The sequence below is a fragment of the Koromonas soli genome, from assembly GCF_059726265.1.
The window spans coordinates 2,604,039-2,622,427 of the sequence record NZ_AP040872.1; the positions used below are offsets into that span (position 1 = coordinate 2,604,039).

Annotated in this window: 14 protein-coding genes; 9 read left to right on the top strand and 5 right to left on the bottom strand. The window is 54.5% G+C overall.

Going from position 1 to position 18,389, the window contains the following annotated elements; all coding sequences use genetic code 11:
• Positions 1–4: 4 nt before the first annotated feature.
• Both AC6IY8_RS11375 and AC6IY8_RS11380 read right to left on the bottom strand, forming a co-directional pair.
• Complete coding sequence (locus tag AC6IY8_RS11375; RefSeq protein WP_497774585.1) at positions 5–3,544, bottom strand: tetratricopeptide repeat protein; 3,540 nt, start codon at positions 3,542–3,544, stop codon at positions 5–7.
• 388 nt (positions 3,545–3,932) lie between these two features.
• A complete protein-coding gene (locus AC6IY8_RS11380; RefSeq protein ID WP_497774586.1) occupies positions 3,933–4,148 on the bottom strand; it encodes a helix-turn-helix domain-containing protein in 216 nt (71 codons plus the stop codon).
• A 157-nt stretch (positions 4,149–4,305) separates the two neighbouring features.
• Here AC6IY8_RS11380 and AC6IY8_RS11385 point away from each other — a divergent pair, with 157 nt between their 5' ends.
• Both AC6IY8_RS11385 and AC6IY8_RS11390 read left to right on the top strand, forming a co-directional pair.
• Complete coding sequence (locus AC6IY8_RS11385) at positions 4,306–5,511, top strand: tetratricopeptide repeat protein (RefSeq protein ID WP_497774587.1); 1,206 nt, start codon at positions 4,306–4,308, stop codon at positions 5,509–5,511.
• 779 nt (positions 5,512–6,290) lie between these two features.
• The gene (locus tag AC6IY8_RS11390) at positions 6,291–7,223 is read left to right on the top strand and encodes an Ivy family c-type lysozyme inhibitor (RefSeq protein WP_497774588.1); all 933 of its coding nucleotides are present in this window, start codon (positions 6,291–6,293) and stop codon (positions 7,221–7,223) included.
• A 126-nt stretch (positions 7,224–7,349) separates the two neighbouring features.
• On the opposite strand, the gene AC6IY8_RS11395 is transcribed toward AC6IY8_RS11390, so the two are convergent.
• A complete protein-coding gene (locus AC6IY8_RS11395) occupies positions 7,350–7,682 on the bottom strand; it encodes a hypothetical protein (RefSeq protein WP_497774589.1) in 333 nt (110 codons plus the stop codon).
• Between the two features lie 418 nt (positions 7,683–8,100).
• On the opposite strand from AC6IY8_RS11395, the gene AC6IY8_RS11400 reads away from it, so the two are divergent.
• The 7 genes from AC6IY8_RS11400 to AC6IY8_RS11430 all read left to right on the top strand — a co-directional run bounded on the left by AC6IY8_RS11400 (position 8,101) and on the right by AC6IY8_RS11430 (position 15,328).
• On the top strand, positions 8,101–9,132 hold the full coding sequence (locus tag AC6IY8_RS11400) for a hypothetical protein (RefSeq protein WP_497774590.1): 1,032 nt from the start codon (positions 8,101–8,103) through the stop codon (positions 9,130–9,132).
• Positions 9,133–9,871: 739 nt separating this feature from the next.
• Entirely contained in the window at positions 9,872–10,591 is a 720-nt protein-coding gene (locus AC6IY8_RS11405) for an AbiU2 domain-containing protein (RefSeq protein ID WP_497774591.1), read from the top strand.
• Positions 10,592–10,650: 59 nt separating this feature from the next.
• Positions 10,651–11,604, top strand: coding sequence for a hypothetical protein (locus AC6IY8_RS11410; protein ID WP_497774592.1), 954 nt, complete (start codon positions 10,651–10,653; stop codon positions 11,602–11,604).
• A gap of 344 nt (positions 11,605–11,948) precedes the next feature.
• Complete coding sequence (locus AC6IY8_RS11415) at positions 11,949–13,187, top strand: hypothetical protein (protein ID WP_497774594.1); 1,239 nt, start codon at positions 11,949–11,951, stop codon at positions 13,185–13,187.
• A 55-nt stretch (positions 13,188–13,242) separates the two neighbouring features.
• Entirely contained in the window at positions 13,243–13,635 is a 393-nt protein-coding gene (locus AC6IY8_RS11420; protein ID WP_497774595.1) for a hypothetical protein, read from the top strand.
• Between the two features lie 22 nt (positions 13,636–13,657).
• Positions 13,658–15,007, top strand: coding sequence for an L-cysteine desulfidase family protein (locus AC6IY8_RS11425; RefSeq protein WP_497774596.1), 1,350 nt, complete (start codon positions 13,658–13,660; stop codon positions 15,005–15,007).
• Positions 15,008–15,106: 99 nt separating this feature from the next.
• Positions 15,107–15,328 (top strand): hypothetical protein, encoded by a 222-nt coding sequence (locus AC6IY8_RS11430; protein WP_497774597.1) that lies wholly within the window; start codon positions 15,107–15,109, stop codon positions 15,326–15,328.
• 213 nt (positions 15,329–15,541) lie between these two features.
• Here the strand turns inward: AC6IY8_RS11430 and AC6IY8_RS11435 are convergent, their stop codons facing one another.
• Positions 15,542–17,224 carry an outer membrane protein assembly factor BamB family protein gene (locus AC6IY8_RS11435; RefSeq protein WP_497774598.1) on the bottom strand — a complete coding sequence of 561 codons (1,683 nt, stop codon included), beginning with the start codon at positions 17,222–17,224 and terminating at the stop codon, positions 15,542–15,544.
• 117 nt (positions 17,225–17,341) lie between these two features.
• Positions 17,342–18,160 carry a class I SAM-dependent methyltransferase gene (locus AC6IY8_RS11440; RefSeq protein ID WP_497774599.1) on the bottom strand — a complete coding sequence of 273 codons (819 nt, stop codon included), beginning with the start codon at positions 18,158–18,160 and terminating at the stop codon, positions 17,342–17,344.
• Positions 18,161–18,389: the final 229 nt, after the last annotated feature.

The following is an 18,389-nucleotide window of genomic DNA, read 5'->3' on the forward strand; positions in this document are numbered from 1 at the left end:
AGGGTTATTGTTGAGACCTTTGCTGTCGAATCCAAGCGTCGATCGCGCCCACTACGCGCCTCAAGGAGAACACGTCCAGCCCAAAGATCTGGGAGAGCGCACCACGCAACGCCACAATGCCATCCAGTCCACCGTTTCTTTTTGCGAGGCTCTCCAGAATACCGACCACGACTCCGTTCAGAACTTCCGGCATTGCTACCTCTCTGCTGATCCGATGAATAGCAATGGCAGCCAGTTGCAGGGCAAAGAGTAAGTCAATACCGTCGCTGCCCAGGTATGCCAACACTTGTCGAAAGGGCTTGCGGCCTGTATTCCACGCGCTCAGTTCCCCAGCCTTCATAAAAATGTCGAGGTTTATGCCGGTGAAGGAGTACCCAGCACCAAGAAGATGTGCCGAGAGTTCGACGAATCTTTCAGATGCAACTCTCCCCGTCTCAACACCTTGCTCTAACGCGAGTTGTGTCCATACACTCTGGACCCCGAACTCGGAAGCCGCGATCATTCGCAGGGTGAACTCGTCGCTCCAGAGAACGTAGCCAGACTCGGACGCGAGCAACATCGCCTCTGCGCCATGTCTTCCAAACATAAGCGTGAGATTCTCACGCTGTTCAGCCGGAAGCGCGGCGAGTCCGTTCGCCGCCACGACTTTGCAGTACTTCTCCAGAGCATCAATGATTCCGCGCAGCCATTCGACACGGCGCTCCCACGCTTTAGGCTCTGTCTCAGCCATCGCTAGTTGAGCGTTCTGGATTCCCAAATATCCCAGTGGTTGCATATCCGAGCTGTCTCGCAGCAAGTCTTTGAATACCTGAATAGTTCCCTGAGTTACAAGAAGCGGGGCTGCTGCATTTCCGAGTTCATCAAGCCCTTCGGCGAATCCCAGCGTCGTAACTGCGGTCACGTCAACCACCACGGCCTTTGCGGTGCGTAGAGCTACAAGCGAACGTCCACGCTCTTCTAATGAGCCGACGCACACCCTTACAAAGGGCTCGTCCTGAGTCGCAAGGTAAATAAGCGTCTCAGGATCAGATTTACCGGCCATCCGAGCGATGAGATGGAGCGGAGCGGGTTGCCGGCGATACAGGGCTTCAGCCTCCAACCTGTTGGCGTGGTGCATCAGCTCCGCCTTTTCTAATGCGGAGAAATCGAACTCTCCCGGCGATCCCGGTTTGCCGACATGCACAACCTGGACGCCGGAGGCACCCGGAAACCGAGATTGGAACTCGCTCAGGGTTCGCTGATACCGATAGACGTATTTATTCAGGATTGTGGCGATCTTCGCAGTCCGCGGCACGAAGGCGCCTCGATCAAGGCTGAATGAATCGCCAACCCTTTTTCCCATCATCTCTGCTGCAAGGGCGTGTTCAGCGGAGATCTCCTCGAGACGGGCGTCGGCTTTAGAATCATCTTCAATTACAACCCAGTGCTGTGAATTGTCTGCATCTTCGATGTAGGAGATCGCAGTACCTGGTTCTGCGGTGTCCGGTATCGAGAGATCAACTTTGGGACCAATCGGGTGGAGCGCGAACATGTACGCGCGATGGGCGTCAGGGTCATCAAAATACAAATGAAGCAAACGATAACCATACCTAACTGCATCAAAAGATTTTCCGGCGTACTTCAGAACCATCACGGAAACCCTACCTTGAAGCGCCGACACACGTTCCGGTTCCGGCACATTCTCGGCATCCACTAGATCTGCCCGACCATGCACGACGCCGATATACGACAACCGAACGCGCGCAACCGCGTCGTCAGGACGAGCCGAGAGGTGTTCCTGTAACACGGCGATAGTGGCCTCTATGTCGTACTGCTCACGAACATCGACTTCAAGCTGTATAAGCTCGGAATCGTGCTTGCCCGCCTGTCGCAGAATCTGGCAGCCGTGAAGAATCGCGTCGTGTGCGTTCAACCTCACGGCACAGCGTATGTATCGCCGAGTGGAATGCTCCTTCGGCTGCTTCTCTATCGCTAGATTCCAGATCTCAAGGGCTTCCCTATACGACCCAGCGTCTTCCAACACTGTCGCAACGTACTCGAGAGTCGGTAGCGTCGCACCGCTATCGATGTGCGACTTCGCCCTGATGGCGTTCTCCTTCGACTCACTGCTGGTTCCGAACGCTATCTGCGCCCGAGCTGCTATTGCAGCTCTTAGAGCATCGGAAAATAGACCCTCGGGCAGCGACTTCATCAGAGAATCACAACTGGCGCGGTCTCCCGTTGACCTGAAGCAAGAGATTGCGCAATCAATACATGCCAGGCGGAAGTCAGCATCCGGGAATGACATCACTGCAAGTTCGGCGAACAGGGCGCCTGCTTCGCCCAGATCACCCTGCTGACTTCTGTCTCGCAGAGTTGAAGCAAGCATGTACTTGATGTCAGGTGTGTTGGCACGATCTCCTAAAGTCCGTAGAATCTGGACAGCATCCCCGAGACGGCCTTGAGCATGCATGAGTTCCGCGTACTCACGCTGAACAATAGGATCTTCTGGACTTAGTGCGAACGCCTGCTCGGCGTCTTGATTTGCACGATGCCGATGATCCTCATCGGTATAGAGGAATCGATAGAGGGACGCACGCTCGACAAGTGCTATCGCCTGTTGGCCGGTATCGTGCTTCTTTTGAGAAATTGCTATTGATTCCTCAAGGAGTGCCTCTGCTTCAACAAACGCCTTTCTTTGTTCCGCTGAAAAGAACTCGAAATCCTGTCGAACACCCATGGGCAGATTGCGCCTGATGAGAAGGCGTGCAAGGGCAAGCGGTGGAATGGGCCATTCTTTATTGAGAGATACTGCCCTTCTTGCGTATGTTTCTGCCAAGTCGTAGTCGCCGGATGTGAGGACTCGCTGGGCAAGTGCAACCAGCACTTGTACATCTTCAAACGCTTGTGGACGCAACTGACTCGTTATCGCCTCAACTTTGACGTCGTCAGGTGCTGTCGCAACCCAGACGGCGTCAGTGGTCGTCGAGTTGGGATATAGTTTGCGATAGGAAACTGCGGCCTCGTATGCTTTATCACGGTCGTTCAACCAAAACAGCGCAAGAGCCTGGTTCGCGCGTGCCCTCTCATTGGTGGGATCGTATCCAACGGCCTCCAAGATCGTCCTCGCACCTTCCTGTGTCTTGCCTTCAGCGACTAAAATGAAGCCGAGATTGGCTTGGACGCGGTACTTCTGGGTGCTGGAGAGACCATCCCATCGCTTGCTCTTGAGATCTGACAACCGCCACTTTGCGATTTTCAGATCGCCTCTCTCCATTTCGCCCCTGGCTTCAGCGATATCCAAGTCGAAGTCTCTATTCGGACTTTCTGCGACCTGCTGCACTTGAAGTTTGACCGCCACAAGCTGCTCCGTGAGCTCAGTGAGAGCCGAAGAAGGCACCGGAGGGGGGTAGAAGCTCAACGCAACTTGCGAATATTGTCGAAGCAGTTGTTCGATGTCGTCCCAGTGAAACAACGTGACCAAAAACAGACCATTCTGTTTGTGGACACGGTTTACTTCCATGAGGGCTTGCTGCGCGGCTGTCGAGGAAACTGCGGTGGTCATGACGGCCAGCTCGGACAACGAAGGCGAGTAGTCCTCCGCGGCTTTAACTGCGCTTAATAAGAGTCGGACAGATATAGGTTGGCTAGAATCATAGCGTTTGCACTGAGCACCACGGGGATGCGGTTCGCCTCCCGTGTCCACAATGTCAACACCTTGTTGTGCTTGGCCGCGTCTTCCCCAAAGCCGCAGCGTTGGACAGTCCCAATGGACCTTGAGCAGTTCGAGGCAAAGGCGCTCAAAATCGGACTCATTTTTCGGCGGAGGAAATGTGAAGATCATCGCTCTCTGTCAATCGAGCATACCCCCAAACCGATGGACTTCGCGAACGGAGGATTGAACAGCATGGCGGCCCCCTGCTATTGGCAGCAGACCGGGCCGGAGCCCACGATCAGAAATCCTTTACCAGATCCCGCACCTTCAGATCGAGTGCGACCGCGATGTCACACAGCCTGAGAATGCTGACGTTGCGTTTTCCGCGTTCGATTCCCGAAATGAAAGTCCAATGAAGGTCCGCGCGTTCCGCGAGCTGCTCTTGCGTGAGACTCAACGCCAGCCTGCGTTCCCTGATCGCTTCACCAAGCAGTTTGCGCGGATCGGTAGCCACTCATTGATGGTTCCCGTTGCGACCGTATGTGTACATAGCTTATAGTCTATGTGCTACTTTTCAAACTAAGCATATAGGTTGTGGCAGCCTGTCAGTCCTGCTTCGAGTCGTGTCGAATGCATGCGACGGGGCACATCACGATACAAGGGCCGACCCCATGGAAAGCAACCTCGGTAGCGAGCACCAAGCCACCGATCGTCCAGCCACTCTAATCGAAAAACTTGCCAAGGCGCTTCTCCTCGCTGGTATCTGTTTCGCTGCGGCCATAGCATTCTTCGCGCATCGGGAACGCGTACAGCGAACCCTGACCGGCCACGTCAGCGCGGGAGAGATCACACACATGTACCCGCAGTCCGGGCGGCGAGTCGTCACTGCCATCCGTTTCATGCCGCTCTCTGTGGATCGGAATCCGTGGTTACCAGGGGGAGAGATTATCTTTTGCGACGATGTCCAGGACCGATTCCAGGGACGCCATTGGGTAAACGTCCGGTATGAGGACGACAAGGACGGCTGCGCTGATCTGGACTCACTTGAGGATTCAGAACATCAGGAGCGCAGTGCCCGAGACAAATCCTTATGCGCGACGCTGTCGCAGGCTGACACGAATCTGCATTTGCCCGGTTGTGACGAACAGGCACCGGCAGCGGCCTGGGCCGCCGCCAACGAAAAGTTTCTCGCTGGCGCAGGCGTGCTTCCGTCACAGCGTAGTACCGCAAAGTTACACTGGCCGATTCCGGACACTCCATGCGAGTTGGTCTCTCCAGTTGAGATTGAGATCAATGGCGCAGATGTTCAGGTCACGCAGAAAACCTCACGGGTCTTCACTGCGGAACCTGTAAAGAGCGATTCACAGATCGACAGCGCGTCTCTCCGCAATGGAACGCTTTACTTGGAACTCCCCGATCCTCCCTTGAACACTGCGGCTGCTGAGATGGCTGCGCCGTTGAGCAACACCATCCGCAAAGCCGGCGTGAGGACAGCGTTTACGTCAGACCTCAAGGAGTGGACCCGCCTCCAGATGGACGACCGTGAAGTTCTGTATCACGGCAGCGACAAGGCTATCTGTATGGTTCACGCGGAGGACATTTTATCGCTCGATGACTATCGATCCCTAGCGCCCAAAAACGCAGCCTTCAAGCTGCTGACAAGGTCCGACGCTCCTAAATTAGAGGCCTATGCTCAGCATGGAGACGTGAAAGCACAACTCGCGCTCGGGTGGTTGTATTTGAAAGGTAAATGTTTCGACCGGAACTATCGAGCCGCAGAACACTGGTTCGGAGAAGCGGCGAAGAGTGGCGATCCCATCGCGGACGCAATGCTCGGCTACGTTCAGACTCGCGGTTGTAGTGAATTTCCTTACTGAGAAATGGAAGACAAAAAAACAAAATGACGAACAGAGATACAACTACAATCGCGGTTCGCGTAGCTGATGCCGCTAGGGGAGGCACATTTGGCGCGGTCCTTGGAGCGTTTTGTGCGTACCACGCCTTCGCCTTGATCAACGAGGCCAAATACGCAGGCACTAGCCCGGCCATGCTGTGGGCAACGCCTTCCCAAACTCTGCGTGATGCTGGAAACGTAATACCTATTACTGCTCTTTGGGGACTTCTCATCGGCGCTGCCTTTTGGGTCGCGAGTCTCTACTTGGGACTCCGTTTCACCAGGTGGCCATGCCGCGCTCGCTCGTTAAAGAAAATGGATATCTACCGATCTGTCACCTTCGGTGCCGTCGTGGCACCGCTCCTCGGATGGATAGCAACCGCCGGTGTGTACCACGCATTCGACATCTATTGCATTTCCCTAGCGTTTTGGGGTGGCCTTGCGGGAGCGGCATACTCGGCCGCAACCATGTCCTGGTTTTTCGGCCGTGCGATGCGGGCGACGGTGTCAACGGTTCAATCTGATCATCCAGGAAAGAGTGGCGTTGAGACCACCCGTTAGCCCCAGATGAAACATTCGCGGTCTGATCATTCAATGGGAGGATTACTTAGCGTGCGCAGTCGGGCCATTGCTGGATTTCTAGTACTTCTACTCTCACTTACCGGATGCAGTTCCAAGTCCTCACTCACGCCACGGTCAGAACCTGACGGCGTTTACGGCCCCGTGGATGCGGTGAGCCATCACAAAGACCCCAAGGGAGGCTTGTTCGGTCCCTGGTTGACAGACGTTTACTTCAAAGGGAATGACAAGCCCAGAACTTTTTGCGGGTGGCAATGGGGAATCTCCAGCAGCAAGACTGACCTCACTATCTTTTACCAATCTCAGCCAAGCACCGAGTCTAGTCTGGCCTGCGACGCAGTAATCAAGGTGACGTCCGGGCACCGCTATTGGAACGACGGTAACCCAGTGACCGCCGATGAACTCCAGAAGCGAGCGGAAGATAAGACGTATTTTGTCGCCGGCAGTGTTCAGCGGGTCGTGGCTCCTGGCCAACTTGCTGCTTATAATCTTCACCCACAATTCCCTTTTACCATGGTGTCGATGTACACGACGGACGCCGGTCCGGCACCTATGTTCGGCGCGTACAAGTCAGGGACCCACCATCTTTCATTTTGCGGTGACATAGCAGGGGCGCTGTCGCCAGGCTCTGCCGTAAGGATCGAATTTGGAGTGCATCGGCAACTGGACAGCACCGAATGCTACCAACTGAGAAAGGTTTCCGCATCCGACACTGCTCTAGGGCCAACTGTAGCGTTGCCAGTCGCCCAGATTGAGCAGGTCCGCGCGGCGATCTCACAGCAGCGTTGGTTTTCGGTACTCGGCATTCCAGGCGTGAAGCAGCGGGTTTCGGAAGTATTCGGGAGTGACATGTCAATCGTTCTCGCTCCGAGCACCGGCCAAGCATCGCTGCAAGACGATTTGCTGCTTGTAAGCGCCTGTAAGGAACATTTCTGTCCGAACCAGAGCTTCGCTTTTATCCTCGATCTTGCAGACGGAAGGGTGGCAGGACTTGTCCAGCGCAACTCGGCTGTCATTGTTCACGTCGGGGACTTCGGAACCGCCGAGGGACTCCCGAAGATCTTTCGACAACAAATCGCTGAATATGAAGGTGACCATTCGGTTCGTTACGAATAGAAACACCGAGCCTGGTGCCAGTTTGCTGCAACTCCACCTGAATCATGCGGCGCCATCCACGCCAGGGATGCTAACAATTGAGGCCCTCGTTCCGTGAACTGAGGGCCTCAACCTAACTCCAGTGCGCTATCTAATGAAGACGAAAGCTACTGGCAGCACCACGGGTTGTGGCTTCATGCGCTCCGCCATCAGGGTGCGCAAGAGCGCCACCTCCGGGAGCGAGGCAATCACCGCCTCGCCGGTCACCTTAAAACGCCCGCCAGCCCTTGCGCAGATGTTCTCTATTTTGCCCCAGAGTCGGATTCTCACATCTGAATCCAAGGAAATTTCTTGCCACGGCGCGGCATGTGCGAGTTGACGGAGTTCTTTCCGAGCAACGGCGGAAGCAGCCTTGACCCGGATGAAATACGAAGCGCGGTCGAGCGCCTCACGGACAGACGAACGAGTGTTTGAAAGCATGTGCATATACTCCAGATTGGATTCGTGGCCTCGTTTTAATGGGGGTGGGCTCGAAAGGATTTCACCCCAATCTCACGGAAAGCTCACCTAGTCCACACTGGTGGAACCCAATTTCTGAGCCCATATGGGAACCCTGACTTTCATCTGCGCAAGAGCGAATCTAAGCACAAACGCTTGCGGAGCATTGGCGCTCCCCTGCTACCATCTCCTATGGTCACCTATCTTCAAGTATTGATTACCGTCTGTCCTGAGATGGATTTCGGATGAGAGCGACGACTTGGGGCGGGTCATGAGGGGAGTCCTTTGAGAAGTCCCCAGAGTTCAGCTCTGATCTGGCGAATGCCACCAGAGAAGCACAGAACAATCGCGATTAATTGAATTCTAGTTACTAATGCCTTGATGGGTGCGGAGTTGTTCAATGGATGAAGCGGCTCTGAAAACACTACTCAACAACCTCGAAAGGTCGCGCTCATCGCTTGATTGTTGGTTGAATATCTGGACATTTCTGGTGGTCGTTGGCGTCGTGCTCGAAGTGGCTTTTGTAGTCTGGGAGTACGTTAGAGACCTACACGACTTCAAGCGTGGAGAAGTACTTCCGCCAGGAAAACCTAGCAAAGTACTATTCGTGTTGGAATTGCTCGGGGCAGCATTTGTCGCGATCGGAGTCGCTGGTGAACTGTACATAGGCGCCCAAGTTGGTAAGGTAGAAACCGAGATCAGAAAGGCCAATGATCTCCGTTCCTCACTACTCTCTAAAGAAGCTGGCAGTGCGAAGGATTCTGCTGAAGGTGCCGCATTCGCTGCGCAACGCGCAAAAGATTCCTCCGGGGACGCTATAAGCAGGTCGGACAAGGCTAGAACGGCCGCATCGAGCGCATTATCCACTGCTGGTATTGCGCGTTATGAACTGAGAGAACTGCGCACTGATATAGAAAAAGAGCGCAAAGAGACCCGAGAGGCGCAGTCAGAGCTAAGGACTTCAATGCGCAGTGGATTCCAAAGGACGGGGAACCGGACGATAGACCCATTCGCGTTTCGGGATGCATTGAAAGGCAGACCGACGGGAACTGTAACGGTATGGTTCGCTGGGGGGCTTGAGGGCGAGGTGAGCGAGCCACACCAATACGCATGGCAGATATGGAATACACTTAACCATTCTCCCGGTTGGTCGGCAACGCTAAAGAGATTGGAAGACAAACCCCGGAGAGATACTACGGACCGGCACGTCGGCATGGTCGTGCGCTGCAAAGATGAGGCGCAAGGGACTTGGCTTGTCGAACCCAAGGACGCATGTGGAGCACTTAATCGGGCCATAATGCGAGGCACGGATGAAATTGGCGCGACCGTATTTTTAATGTTTACCGAGCCAACCCTCGCAGACGACAGTTTTGAAATTGAAGTGTATCCGCAACCGAAAGCTCCACAGACTCCAAATAACAGCACGCAATAAAGGAATGCTGCTTAGGCGGGGCAGGAAAACTCCTTTGAAATGTCCCCAGAGGGTCTTTTGCTGCAACTTGCGGTGATTTTGAGAGGGGTCTGTAAGCTACAGAAAAGAATGGCTCCTCAGGTAGGACTATGCGCGCTCGTCTCGGGAATTATCTCAGTTTCAACATTTCGTTTATTTCAGTATTGAGCCCATGCCCGCACGGAAAGAATTGACACTGGATACGACAACGGTGCTCGGCAGCTCGATATCCCGATATCGCGATATCAATATATACAGCTCGATATCCTGATATCCAGATATCAGAACTCTCGCCTCGAAGACTGACATGTGTCACGGATTCCAGCGGGTCGAGTGATCTTCTGCTAGAGAAAGTAACTACATTGTTGACAGGACGTACAGAAATCGTCGATATGAGGGCAGAGTAGTTATACTACTGGATCAGTCCGATACCTTTTGCGACATGAGTGTCGCCGAAGTTCCCATTCAGAGCCATAAAACAGGGATCTTACAGCCTTTTAGCGGGGAAACGATGTACCCCAACCTACAGCCTGCAACAGACCTGAGAAATGTCGGCAAAGACGTTACTATTAAACAAGCGCATGGAAAGTCTCTCGCCTTTCTGAGCAACAGGCAATCGCAGATTAACCTAGTAGTTCACCGCTAAAAACAAATTTTCCCTCGCGCGGGCGAGGCACCCAAGTCTTCAGCGGTTTAAAACCTTCCTCGGGGGCGGCGCAGAATGAAGATTCAGGTCCAAAGCGAAGATGAGTTTAATCGCGTTCTGATGGCCGTGATCAACGACTTGGTTGATGCAGCTATCCACCTGAAGCTATATAAAGACCTGCTCGCGGCACTTCCGGAGTTCTCGCTAGAGTTTAACCAGTCCTGGACTTTCTGGTCGCTCACCATTCGATCGCACCTTGACTCATGCGTGTATCGCCTCTGTAAGAGCTATGACCAACATGGCGGTGGCAAGCCGAGTGTCAACCTCCGAAATCTACTCGATACGGTGCAAGCGAACCTGCACCTCTTCGAGGAAGCAGCCTTCCGCGAGCGGCTAAAGGAAAATCCCCATGTGGATTCCTTAGCAGCGGAACCGCGGGTGCCGACCGTCCAACAGTTAAACCAAGACCGAGACGCAGTGGCTTCGTCTGACCCTCTCGTCAGACGATTCAACATCTGGAGAAACAACTATTACTCGCACCGCAGTCCCGATCATGTGCTCGATCCTGCGGCCTTCAGCGCGAAATTTCCACTAGCGCTGCCGGACGTTGAGGGTCTCTTGGAACGAGGCTTAAAGATCGCGAATCAGTATTCTTGCCTGTACAGTGCAACAACAAACTCAACGTCGATGGTCGGCTGGGATGACTACATTTCCGTACTCAGGGCAGTTCGAGCGTTCTTGAAACAGCAAGAAGCTGAAATCCAGGACGAGCTGAATCGACTAGATGGCCACTAAACCGAGCCACGCAAAAGATCATATTGTTCTGGTTACGCCCCTCAGTTACGATCTTACTAATGAACACTGTAGGGAATGACATCCTCGACGTAGAACAGATCCGTGTGGCTGTTTCGACGAAGGCGGTTACCGATGCAGTTTCGTGTCTCAGATCACCCGAGTTAAGTCGGCCGGCACAGAGCTTCGAGAAGAATATCGCTGACGTCGCTGGCCTTCTGGCACTCCCCGCGAACATCGTGGTGTTTGGCAACATCGCTGGGGCCGCGGGACTCATTGCATCTGTGGTCGGCATGTTCACCGGCAAATCCGGCAACCGCGATACAAACGATACGCTGGCCGATGCTGATTGGTCAGGAGCAAAAGTCTTATTCCAGTCAGACGAGGCAGTGGAGACGTTTGGCAAGGATGCAGAGGAGCAGATTGCTCTGTTGCTAAAGGTCCAACCCGCTCTTCGAGAGTCATTTCAGGCTTTACTCATGGCGGCCACATCGAACCTGTGGACCGCATTCGAGTGCGTTGCTGAGGAGATGTGGGTTGAGATTCTTAATGCTCGACCGCAGACCTTTGCGAAGTGGACATTAGCTGCACTCGAACGTCGCGGCGATATCGGCGAGGAGGGTATTGGCGGCAAGGTTATCGCAGTCGGTTTGCTATCACGCCATGCTTTTGATCTGCGTCACTGCATGGGAGATTTGCTGAGAAGCAAGTTCGACTTTACGAGTGTGAATGGAATCGAAAAGGCATACAGGGCGGCATTCCAACGGTCGGTGCGATGGGACCAGGTATTTGACATGCCCCGCCTCAAGGAGCTTCAACTGGCACGAAATGTCATTGTGCATCGCGCAGGGATCGTGGACGAGGCTTTCGCGAAAACATCCGCGGTCGGCGCGGAGATCGGAACTCCTCTCCGACTAGATGGTGCAAATGTTACGGCCTTTGCAGATGCAGTCGTCTCCAGCGGGTGCGATCTGATTGCTCACCTTGATTCCTGGCTACTTGACTTTTCTGAGTGAGGCCGTGCAAAGCAAAGCGATCTCTGGATTTCAATTACATGCTATATCACTCGTTTTCTCGCCCGCATGCAGGCTTGGACTGTGAATTTTCTGGATTGCGAACCTTCCAGGTTCCATTCCGCAAGAATCAGAACCTGACCACAATGCACGATCGGTAGATCGAATCCACCCGCAGTCTTCCTATATCGAATTGGAAATGCTTTTTTGAATTTTCAGGCTACTCAGGGCGGTCCGCACCGCGAGTTTAGGCTGAGGGGATAATCGCAAAGTTTCTGATTGACTGATTTTTGGATGAAGGACTATCGTTTCGTGCCATGAAGAAACCAGCAGCGTGGAGCACTCAGATGGCCCGAAGCATTCTCTCAATGCACGACAGCGAGAAGCGCCTGCGGGACATCTGTGCCCGATACAATGTCCACCACAGCCAAGTGCAGCAATTCCTCCGTTGGAACGGCAGAACGCCGCACCCCAAGAAGTTCATCACCGGAGATGCGGTGAACGAGGTCATACGCAAGTACAAACTGGAGAAGGTTAGCGCGAGGCAGATCGCGCTTGCAATCGGTGTGTCTGATTCGACGGTAAGGAGCGTGCTGCATGAGGCAGGCGTTCGATTCCGACCACGTCAGATTCTCAGCCGTAACGAACAGATGCGCGCGTGCCGAATGTACCTCGAAGGAACTCCCTACCCTCATATCGCAAGATGTCTGGGCTGCTCTGCCGAGGTCGTCCGCGACCTTCTCCACCGCAAGGGCATCCGAATGCGTCCCAAGCGGAAGCTAGATCCGCGAGCGTTCTCACGAATACGGGCACTATATGAAGCAAAAATGACCCCTGCCGAAATAGGAAACGATTTCAAAGTGACAGGGAGCACGATCAGACGTGCGGTCGTTGATGCTGGCGGCGTACTGCGTGGAATTCGTGATGATGTTCATCGCTCGCTCCCGCTTGACATCTATGCATTCGATCACGACAGCGAGGAGGCCCAATATTGGATCGGTTTCGCGATTGCCGACGGATGTGTCAACGAGAATGGAACCTTTTCGGTGGCATTACAGATTGCGGACAGCGCCCATCTTTATAAATTGCGGAAGTTCTTGAAATCTGGCGCTCGGGTCAGGACGGGTGAAATCAACGAAGGCGCATATAAACCCGGATCTAAGTTTGCCAAGTTGTCGGTTTGCTCGAAGCACCTAATCGATTCGCTGAAGTCCTGCGGAGTAGTGCCCCAAAAAACCGGCTCTGAGGAATTGCTCAGATATCAGCATTCGCGCCATACCTGGCGCGGAGCAATCGACGGTGACGGAAGCGTAGGGTGGCACAAGCGGGGCTATTTCTGGCTCAGGCTATACGGATCAAAGAGGCTTTGCGAGCAATTCCGTGATTTTGTCCTCTCACTCGTTCCTAACTGCCGCGCTGAGGTCCGCCACTCAGGTGGAATCTTCTGTTTCGGTCTTTGCTGTGGGCCAGCAGAAATCGTGGCACGGGAACTGTATAGGGATTGTTCCCCGTATCTGAATCGCAAGTATCGGATTGTGAAGCCGCTACTGAAAGGTGAGCACGAACCAATCAGGGTTGACGTTTGAGTTTCTGTTCGCGCGTTCCTCCGCGCATTGCCGCCTCTCAGAAGAGCACCACAAGTTGGCAACTCGAAAGCCAAGCGGACAAAAAGCGGACAAAACAGAGGTGATTCAGCTACTCGCGTTGCAATCACAGGTACTTACGATTCTATTAAAAGGGTCTGCAAAACCTTTATTCGGCGGTTCGATTCCGCCCCGCGCCTCCAAATTCAAACACTTCATCACCCACTGCTTCTTCCTGGCCGTTTGGCTGCCGCTTAACGGCGAAACCGTCTTCGAATCGGCCTTTTTCTCCCGACATAGTATCGACACCCAAGATCTTGACGGCGCCCATTCAGAGCAGTTTCCGGGAAGATTACTTCCGACTTGCCGACATTTGGGCACAGTAATTGGGGCACTCCTCCTTGCCACATGTGAACACCGCAAGCATTTCTCTGCCGATCGGTACTTATAATATGGAATCTGTGAGTACCTTTATGCCCTACTTCGATATTGATTCCCTTTTTCGGCAGATCCTCAAGCCCGCGCTGGGTTGCACCGAACCCGTCGCAGTGGCATTAGCCTCCGCAGCGGCTACTTGGGCGGCAAATGGCTGGACACCGCAAATCGAGCTTTCTGGCGCGCGTAGCGATCTTGGTGAGTTGCGCGGACTGCATGTGCGGGTGAGCCGGAATATATTCAAGAACACGTTCGCGATTCTGATTCCGAATGCGGCAGGGCACAAAGGACTTCTGATGGCAGCTGCGCTGGGACATGCATGTGACCCACGCGAAGGCATGAACATCTTCGGGGAGTTGGACGAGGCGAAGGTTGGTTCGGCCAGCTTACTGGTACAGAGTGGCAAGGTGAATGTGGAGATTGCCGAAGACGCTCCGTCAGAACTGTACATCGAAGTCGAAGCTGAGTTTGCGGCGAGCTGTGGTAAATGCATTGTCCGCGATGAGCACTCCAATATTGCTTGCCTCTCGCAGAATGGCAAGATCGTCCATGGCGCTCTGGAAGCACGGGCGGAGCAGCAAGTCGCCGGCGAGGTGACCGCCTTGAAGGCGATGAGGATAGCCGACCTGCTCAAGTTGGTGGATGAGCTACCAGAGAGCGTGATGACGCTGCTGCGCACCACTGCGGAAATGAACGTGGAGGCTTGCAAAGTAGGGCTGACGCGTCCCATGGGGATTGGCACTGGTTACTTTGGAACCGTGGACGAGAATGTGAACAGCTTCTCGCAGCACCTGGCCAGCCTGACAGCTGCAGGAAGCGATGCGCGTATGTCCGGGTACCCTATTGCAGTCATGACTTCGGCGGGTTCGGGAAACCAAGGCATCGTCGCTACCATTCCGGTGGTGACGTACGCAAGAACTCACAACGTAGATGAACAGCGGATGTTGCAGTCTCTCGCACTCTCGCATTTGGTTACGATGTACATGACAGGCCACATCGGATACCTCTCCGCACTGTGTGGAGTTGCGATCAAGGCCGGCATTGGGGGTGCCTGCGGTGTGACCTACGCGATGGGCGGCGGCACGGTGGAGGTGGAGCGCGCCATCAAAATCATGGCGGCCACACTAACCGGCATGATCTGCGACGGCGCGAAGATTGGCTGTGCGCTGAAGGTGAGCAACGCCTCCGAGATGGCGGTGCGCAGCGCAGAACTTGCCATGCGCAAGGCTGAAGTCCCAGACGACAACGGAATCGTGGCCCCAACGGCAGAGGAAACAATTCGCAACCTGGCCGAACTCGGGCGCTCGATGGAGGTTGTCGACCAGAAGATTATCGAGATTATGCTTCAGAAATTGGGAAAGTCCGCCGCTCAACAGCCCTGTCGATGAATGCGGGCAACCCACGCCGTACGCAACCAGACGGCACTCCGATCTATGCAAATCAAGTTACGCTGGGATACACCGGCTTTGCGTTAGATGACGTCCAAAATGAGTAGTTCCGCGAGTGAATATTTCACCCCCTTGATTAGCCAAGATCGCGTCATCTCGCCGAAGCTTGAAGAAGCCGAGGCAGAAATGAAGGAAATCGATCACGATTTCTTCCAGCCACGTCGTTTTGCTCTCGCACCCTTGAAGTCGCGAATTGCATTGAGCGAGCAGCGCACCAATTCAGTACCAATTAAGCAAAACGCGAAGATGGCTACAGGCTGACTTGTTAACGCACAGCCACAATCAGCCCGGGGCGCCCGTCGGCATGGACTCGGACGTCTTTGCACGGTACAAGGGAGTTTGGCGGTTCGATTCCACCTCGCGCCTCCAAATGTTCGATTAACTCCTTCCACAAATCCCGCTTGTCCGGCACAGTTCTGATCGTTTCTGACTTTTCACTATGCGGCCGTTCACTGAATTCCTGACTCGAACCAATCACTTCAGCAGACCAAAGACGGCGACACCATTCGTGGTTCCGACAAAGACTTGTCCGTTCGCAATGGTCGGGGTGATGAACTTATTGCCCGCGCCGACGCTGTCGCGTGAGGCGTTCTGATTACTGTTGTAAAGCTCCTGGGAGATGTCGGCAGCATTGTAGGCATGCAGCACGGCAGCGCCACCGTTTTCTACCGCCCACACGATGCCATCCGCAGTGCCGTTGGCAGAAACGCTGGGCGTGGTGCCGGGATATCCGAAGCTTGTGCTCGTGGACGCAGAAGGGCTCGTTGCCAGTTTTGCATTTGCGATCGGGAAAGCCGTGAGTTTGTCGCCTACTGCACCGAAATACACTGTGTTGTTGAAGTATGCCGGCATGGAGAATATTTGGCCGCTGACCTGCCCTGTGATCTCTTGATAGATGTTGTTGGCGGACGGGTTGAACTTGCCAAAATTTGTACGGTCAACAACGTAGATGTGCGAGTCCTTTCCTCCGCCGAGCGCCAGTTGTCGGACAGTACCGGAAGCGTCCTTCAGGTCGGGTAAAACAATGGCACCGCCCGAGCCGAGATCCTGGTCAACAGAGGACTGCTGGACTGTGTTGAAGGGAGAGAAATAATCAGCCACGGCGAGATGGTTGTTCGCCGTCGATAGCTTCATGAATGAGTTGCCGAAATTGCCGTGACTCGGAAAGCCATTGGCGTCGAGCGTGGTGTCGAATGTACCGTTGGCATCGAGGAAGTAGATGTTTGCGCCTGCATCTGCGGCCATGGCTGTGCCGCTCATCCAGATCGAGCCTTCGCTGCCGTTGGGCGTGAGATTGAGCACGGTAGCCTGATTCAGGCTGGCTGCGTCATAGCCGATTACCCATCCTGTGTAAGGCGCAATGTCACAATGCGAGGTCCAACCGGTGTACACGATGCCGTTGAGAAGCAACAGTCCCACGCGCTCGGCGTACTGGCCGGGAGCGAACACTACATTTCCTCCGGAGCTGTTTGCACCCGTTCCCGGATAGGTGGCCTGGATCTCTCTCGGGCCGCCAAGCACTTCGGCACCGGTTGCGAGGTCGAGTGCATGCAGGCGCTGATGGTAAGCTCCGCTGGAATCCTTGGACATTGCGACGACATAGATGGTGCCGTTCGCACCGCGCGTGCGATCGATTACAGGCGTGGACGTAATGCCAATCTCGGGTGTGATCTGGCCGCAGTGGTGGTCGTCACTCGGAGTCTCATTGGAACCGAGCACGGATGTGTGCCATAACTGCTGTCCGTTGCTGGGATCGAAGGCGAAAACGCTGTCGTGCTCGGTGACGACATAGACCACATTCCGAGTCTGCCCGCCGACGCTGAGGTTCGATACGTAGAGAGGCTGTCCATCTACTTTGCCATCGACTGGAAGAAATCTGAGCTTGCCGAAGCTGGCGGCATTCACGGTGGCCAATGTAAGAGCCGTCTCTTGGAGGTTCTGGCCCGTCCGCGCGAGGTCGTTGTGGTAGGTCAGCACATCTACCGAGGTTGCTCCCGAGGGCGGCGGAGTTCCGGGACTGCCCGTGCTCGTGCCTCCGCCTGTACTGGTGGAAGTTGATTTTCCGCTGCCACATGAAACCCAGGCCGTTGTCAGACAAAAAAGGCCTAAAGCGATGACGAAGTACATCCAACGTTGCTGTTGCCGTCCAGTTTGCAAGCGGGTCTCCGTTCAGAAGAAATCAATGCCTCATTAGGGATGACGATGTAGCACTGGCGGGTTTGCACAGGGGCAGGCGGGATTCGCTTCTGACGGAAAGTCACCCTGGCGTGCAGCTCAGCTTCTGCGCAGGATCCAGAAATTGCATTTGAAAATGAATGACCCTATAACTCCGTCCGGGATGATGGGCGCAAGTTCCTGGTCTAGCCATTCGCAGGTGCTGTCGAAAGTTTCGCGTCCGGAGTTGATGGCCGCGATCGTGTTGCTGCGCGTTAGCAGGTAGGAGATGAATTCCTGACGAGAGAAGGGGACGTGATGATCGAATGCGGCATGGTGTGCAATCGCGAATCCGCAGTCGATCGCAGTCTGCTCGCTGAGGTCACGCATGCCACGGCGAGACGGACGGAAACGCTTGGCATAACGCGTACGCATCCAGCGCTTGCATTCAACTACGCCCTTGAGGTGAGCAGTGAAATGATCGTTGTAGATCATTAACACCCCGTTGCCCTGTAACGCGTGATGACATTGAGCAAAAAATCGAGGCTGGTGGAACCAGTGCAGCGCTGAGCCAACAGAGATGAGATCGTACTCTGCTTCGCCGGAAGTGAGTTCCTCAGCCGTTCCAAGCTGATAAGTGATGTTTGGGTGCGGTTGCGCATGGCGCAACATCGACTCTGAGGCGTCGATGGCCAGAACATGATCGGCTACGGAGGCCAGCGCAATCGAGGACTGTCCTGATCCGCAGCCCACGTCAAGCGCCCGGCCAAAACGAGACACGCCCGTGAACGCGCATAAACGGCTTACCACTTCCTGATGGAAGTAGGGGCGAACCTTCGCGTACCGGGCTGCTACTTCAGCGTCGGTGAAGTAATTCAAAGGCGCGGGCAGGGGCGAGGGAGACTTCGCTTCTGAAGCGGGTTGTAGCGGAGTCCACATTCCTAAGTCTTATCACATGGTAAGGGCGAGGCGAAGCAGCTTTGCTTTCCTGCGGGCGTCGCCACTGCACGATGTTGTGTACGTAAATGGCGAGGCAGAAGAGATTTGCGGGAATGAATCCTAGTTGCGCTGTTCTGAAACCAATGAAGCAGATAATAAGGCTATTGGCACCGGCAATAATCCAGCCCTGCCACATACGGCGGCCGACCAGCACGGTGGAGGCAATCGT

Excerpts from the sequence above, each read along its gene's own strand:
- AC6IY8_RS11375 (WP_497774585.1), bottom strand. The coding sequence starts at position 3,544 with ATGACCACCGCAGTTTCCTCGACAGCCGCGCAGCAAGCCCTCATGGAA.
- AC6IY8_RS11385 (WP_497774587.1), top strand. The coding sequence starts at position 4,306 with ATGGAAAGCAACCTCGGTAGCGAGCACCAAGCCACCGATCGTCCAGCC.
- AC6IY8_RS11395 (WP_497774589.1), bottom strand. The coding sequence starts at position 7,682 with ATGCTTTCAAACACTCGTTCGTCTGTCCGTGAGGCGCTCGACCGCGCT.
- AC6IY8_RS11400 (WP_497774590.1), top strand. The coding sequence starts at position 8,101 with ATGGATGAAGCGGCTCTGAAAACACTACTCAACAACCTCGAAAGGTCG.
- AC6IY8_RS11405 (WP_497774591.1), top strand. The coding sequence starts at position 9,872 with ATGAAGATTCAGGTCCAAAGCGAAGATGAGTTTAATCGCGTTCTGATG.
- AC6IY8_RS11410 (WP_497774592.1), top strand. The coding sequence starts at position 10,651 with ATGAACACTGTAGGGAATGACATCCTCGACGTAGAACAGATCCGTGTG.
- AC6IY8_RS11415 (WP_497774594.1), top strand. The coding sequence starts at position 11,949 with ATGGCCCGAAGCATTCTCTCAATGCACGACAGCGAGAAGCGCCTGCGG.
- AC6IY8_RS11425 (WP_497774596.1), top strand. The coding sequence starts at position 13,658 with ATGCCCTACTTCGATATTGATTCCCTTTTTCGGCAGATCCTCAAGCCC.
- AC6IY8_RS11430 (WP_497774597.1), top strand. The coding sequence starts at position 15,107 with ATGAGTAGTTCCGCGAGTGAATATTTCACCCCCTTGATTAGCCAAGAT.
- AC6IY8_RS11440 (WP_497774599.1), bottom strand. The coding sequence starts at position 18,160 with ATGTGGACTCCGCTACAACCCGCTTCAGAAGCGAAGTCTCCCTCGCCC.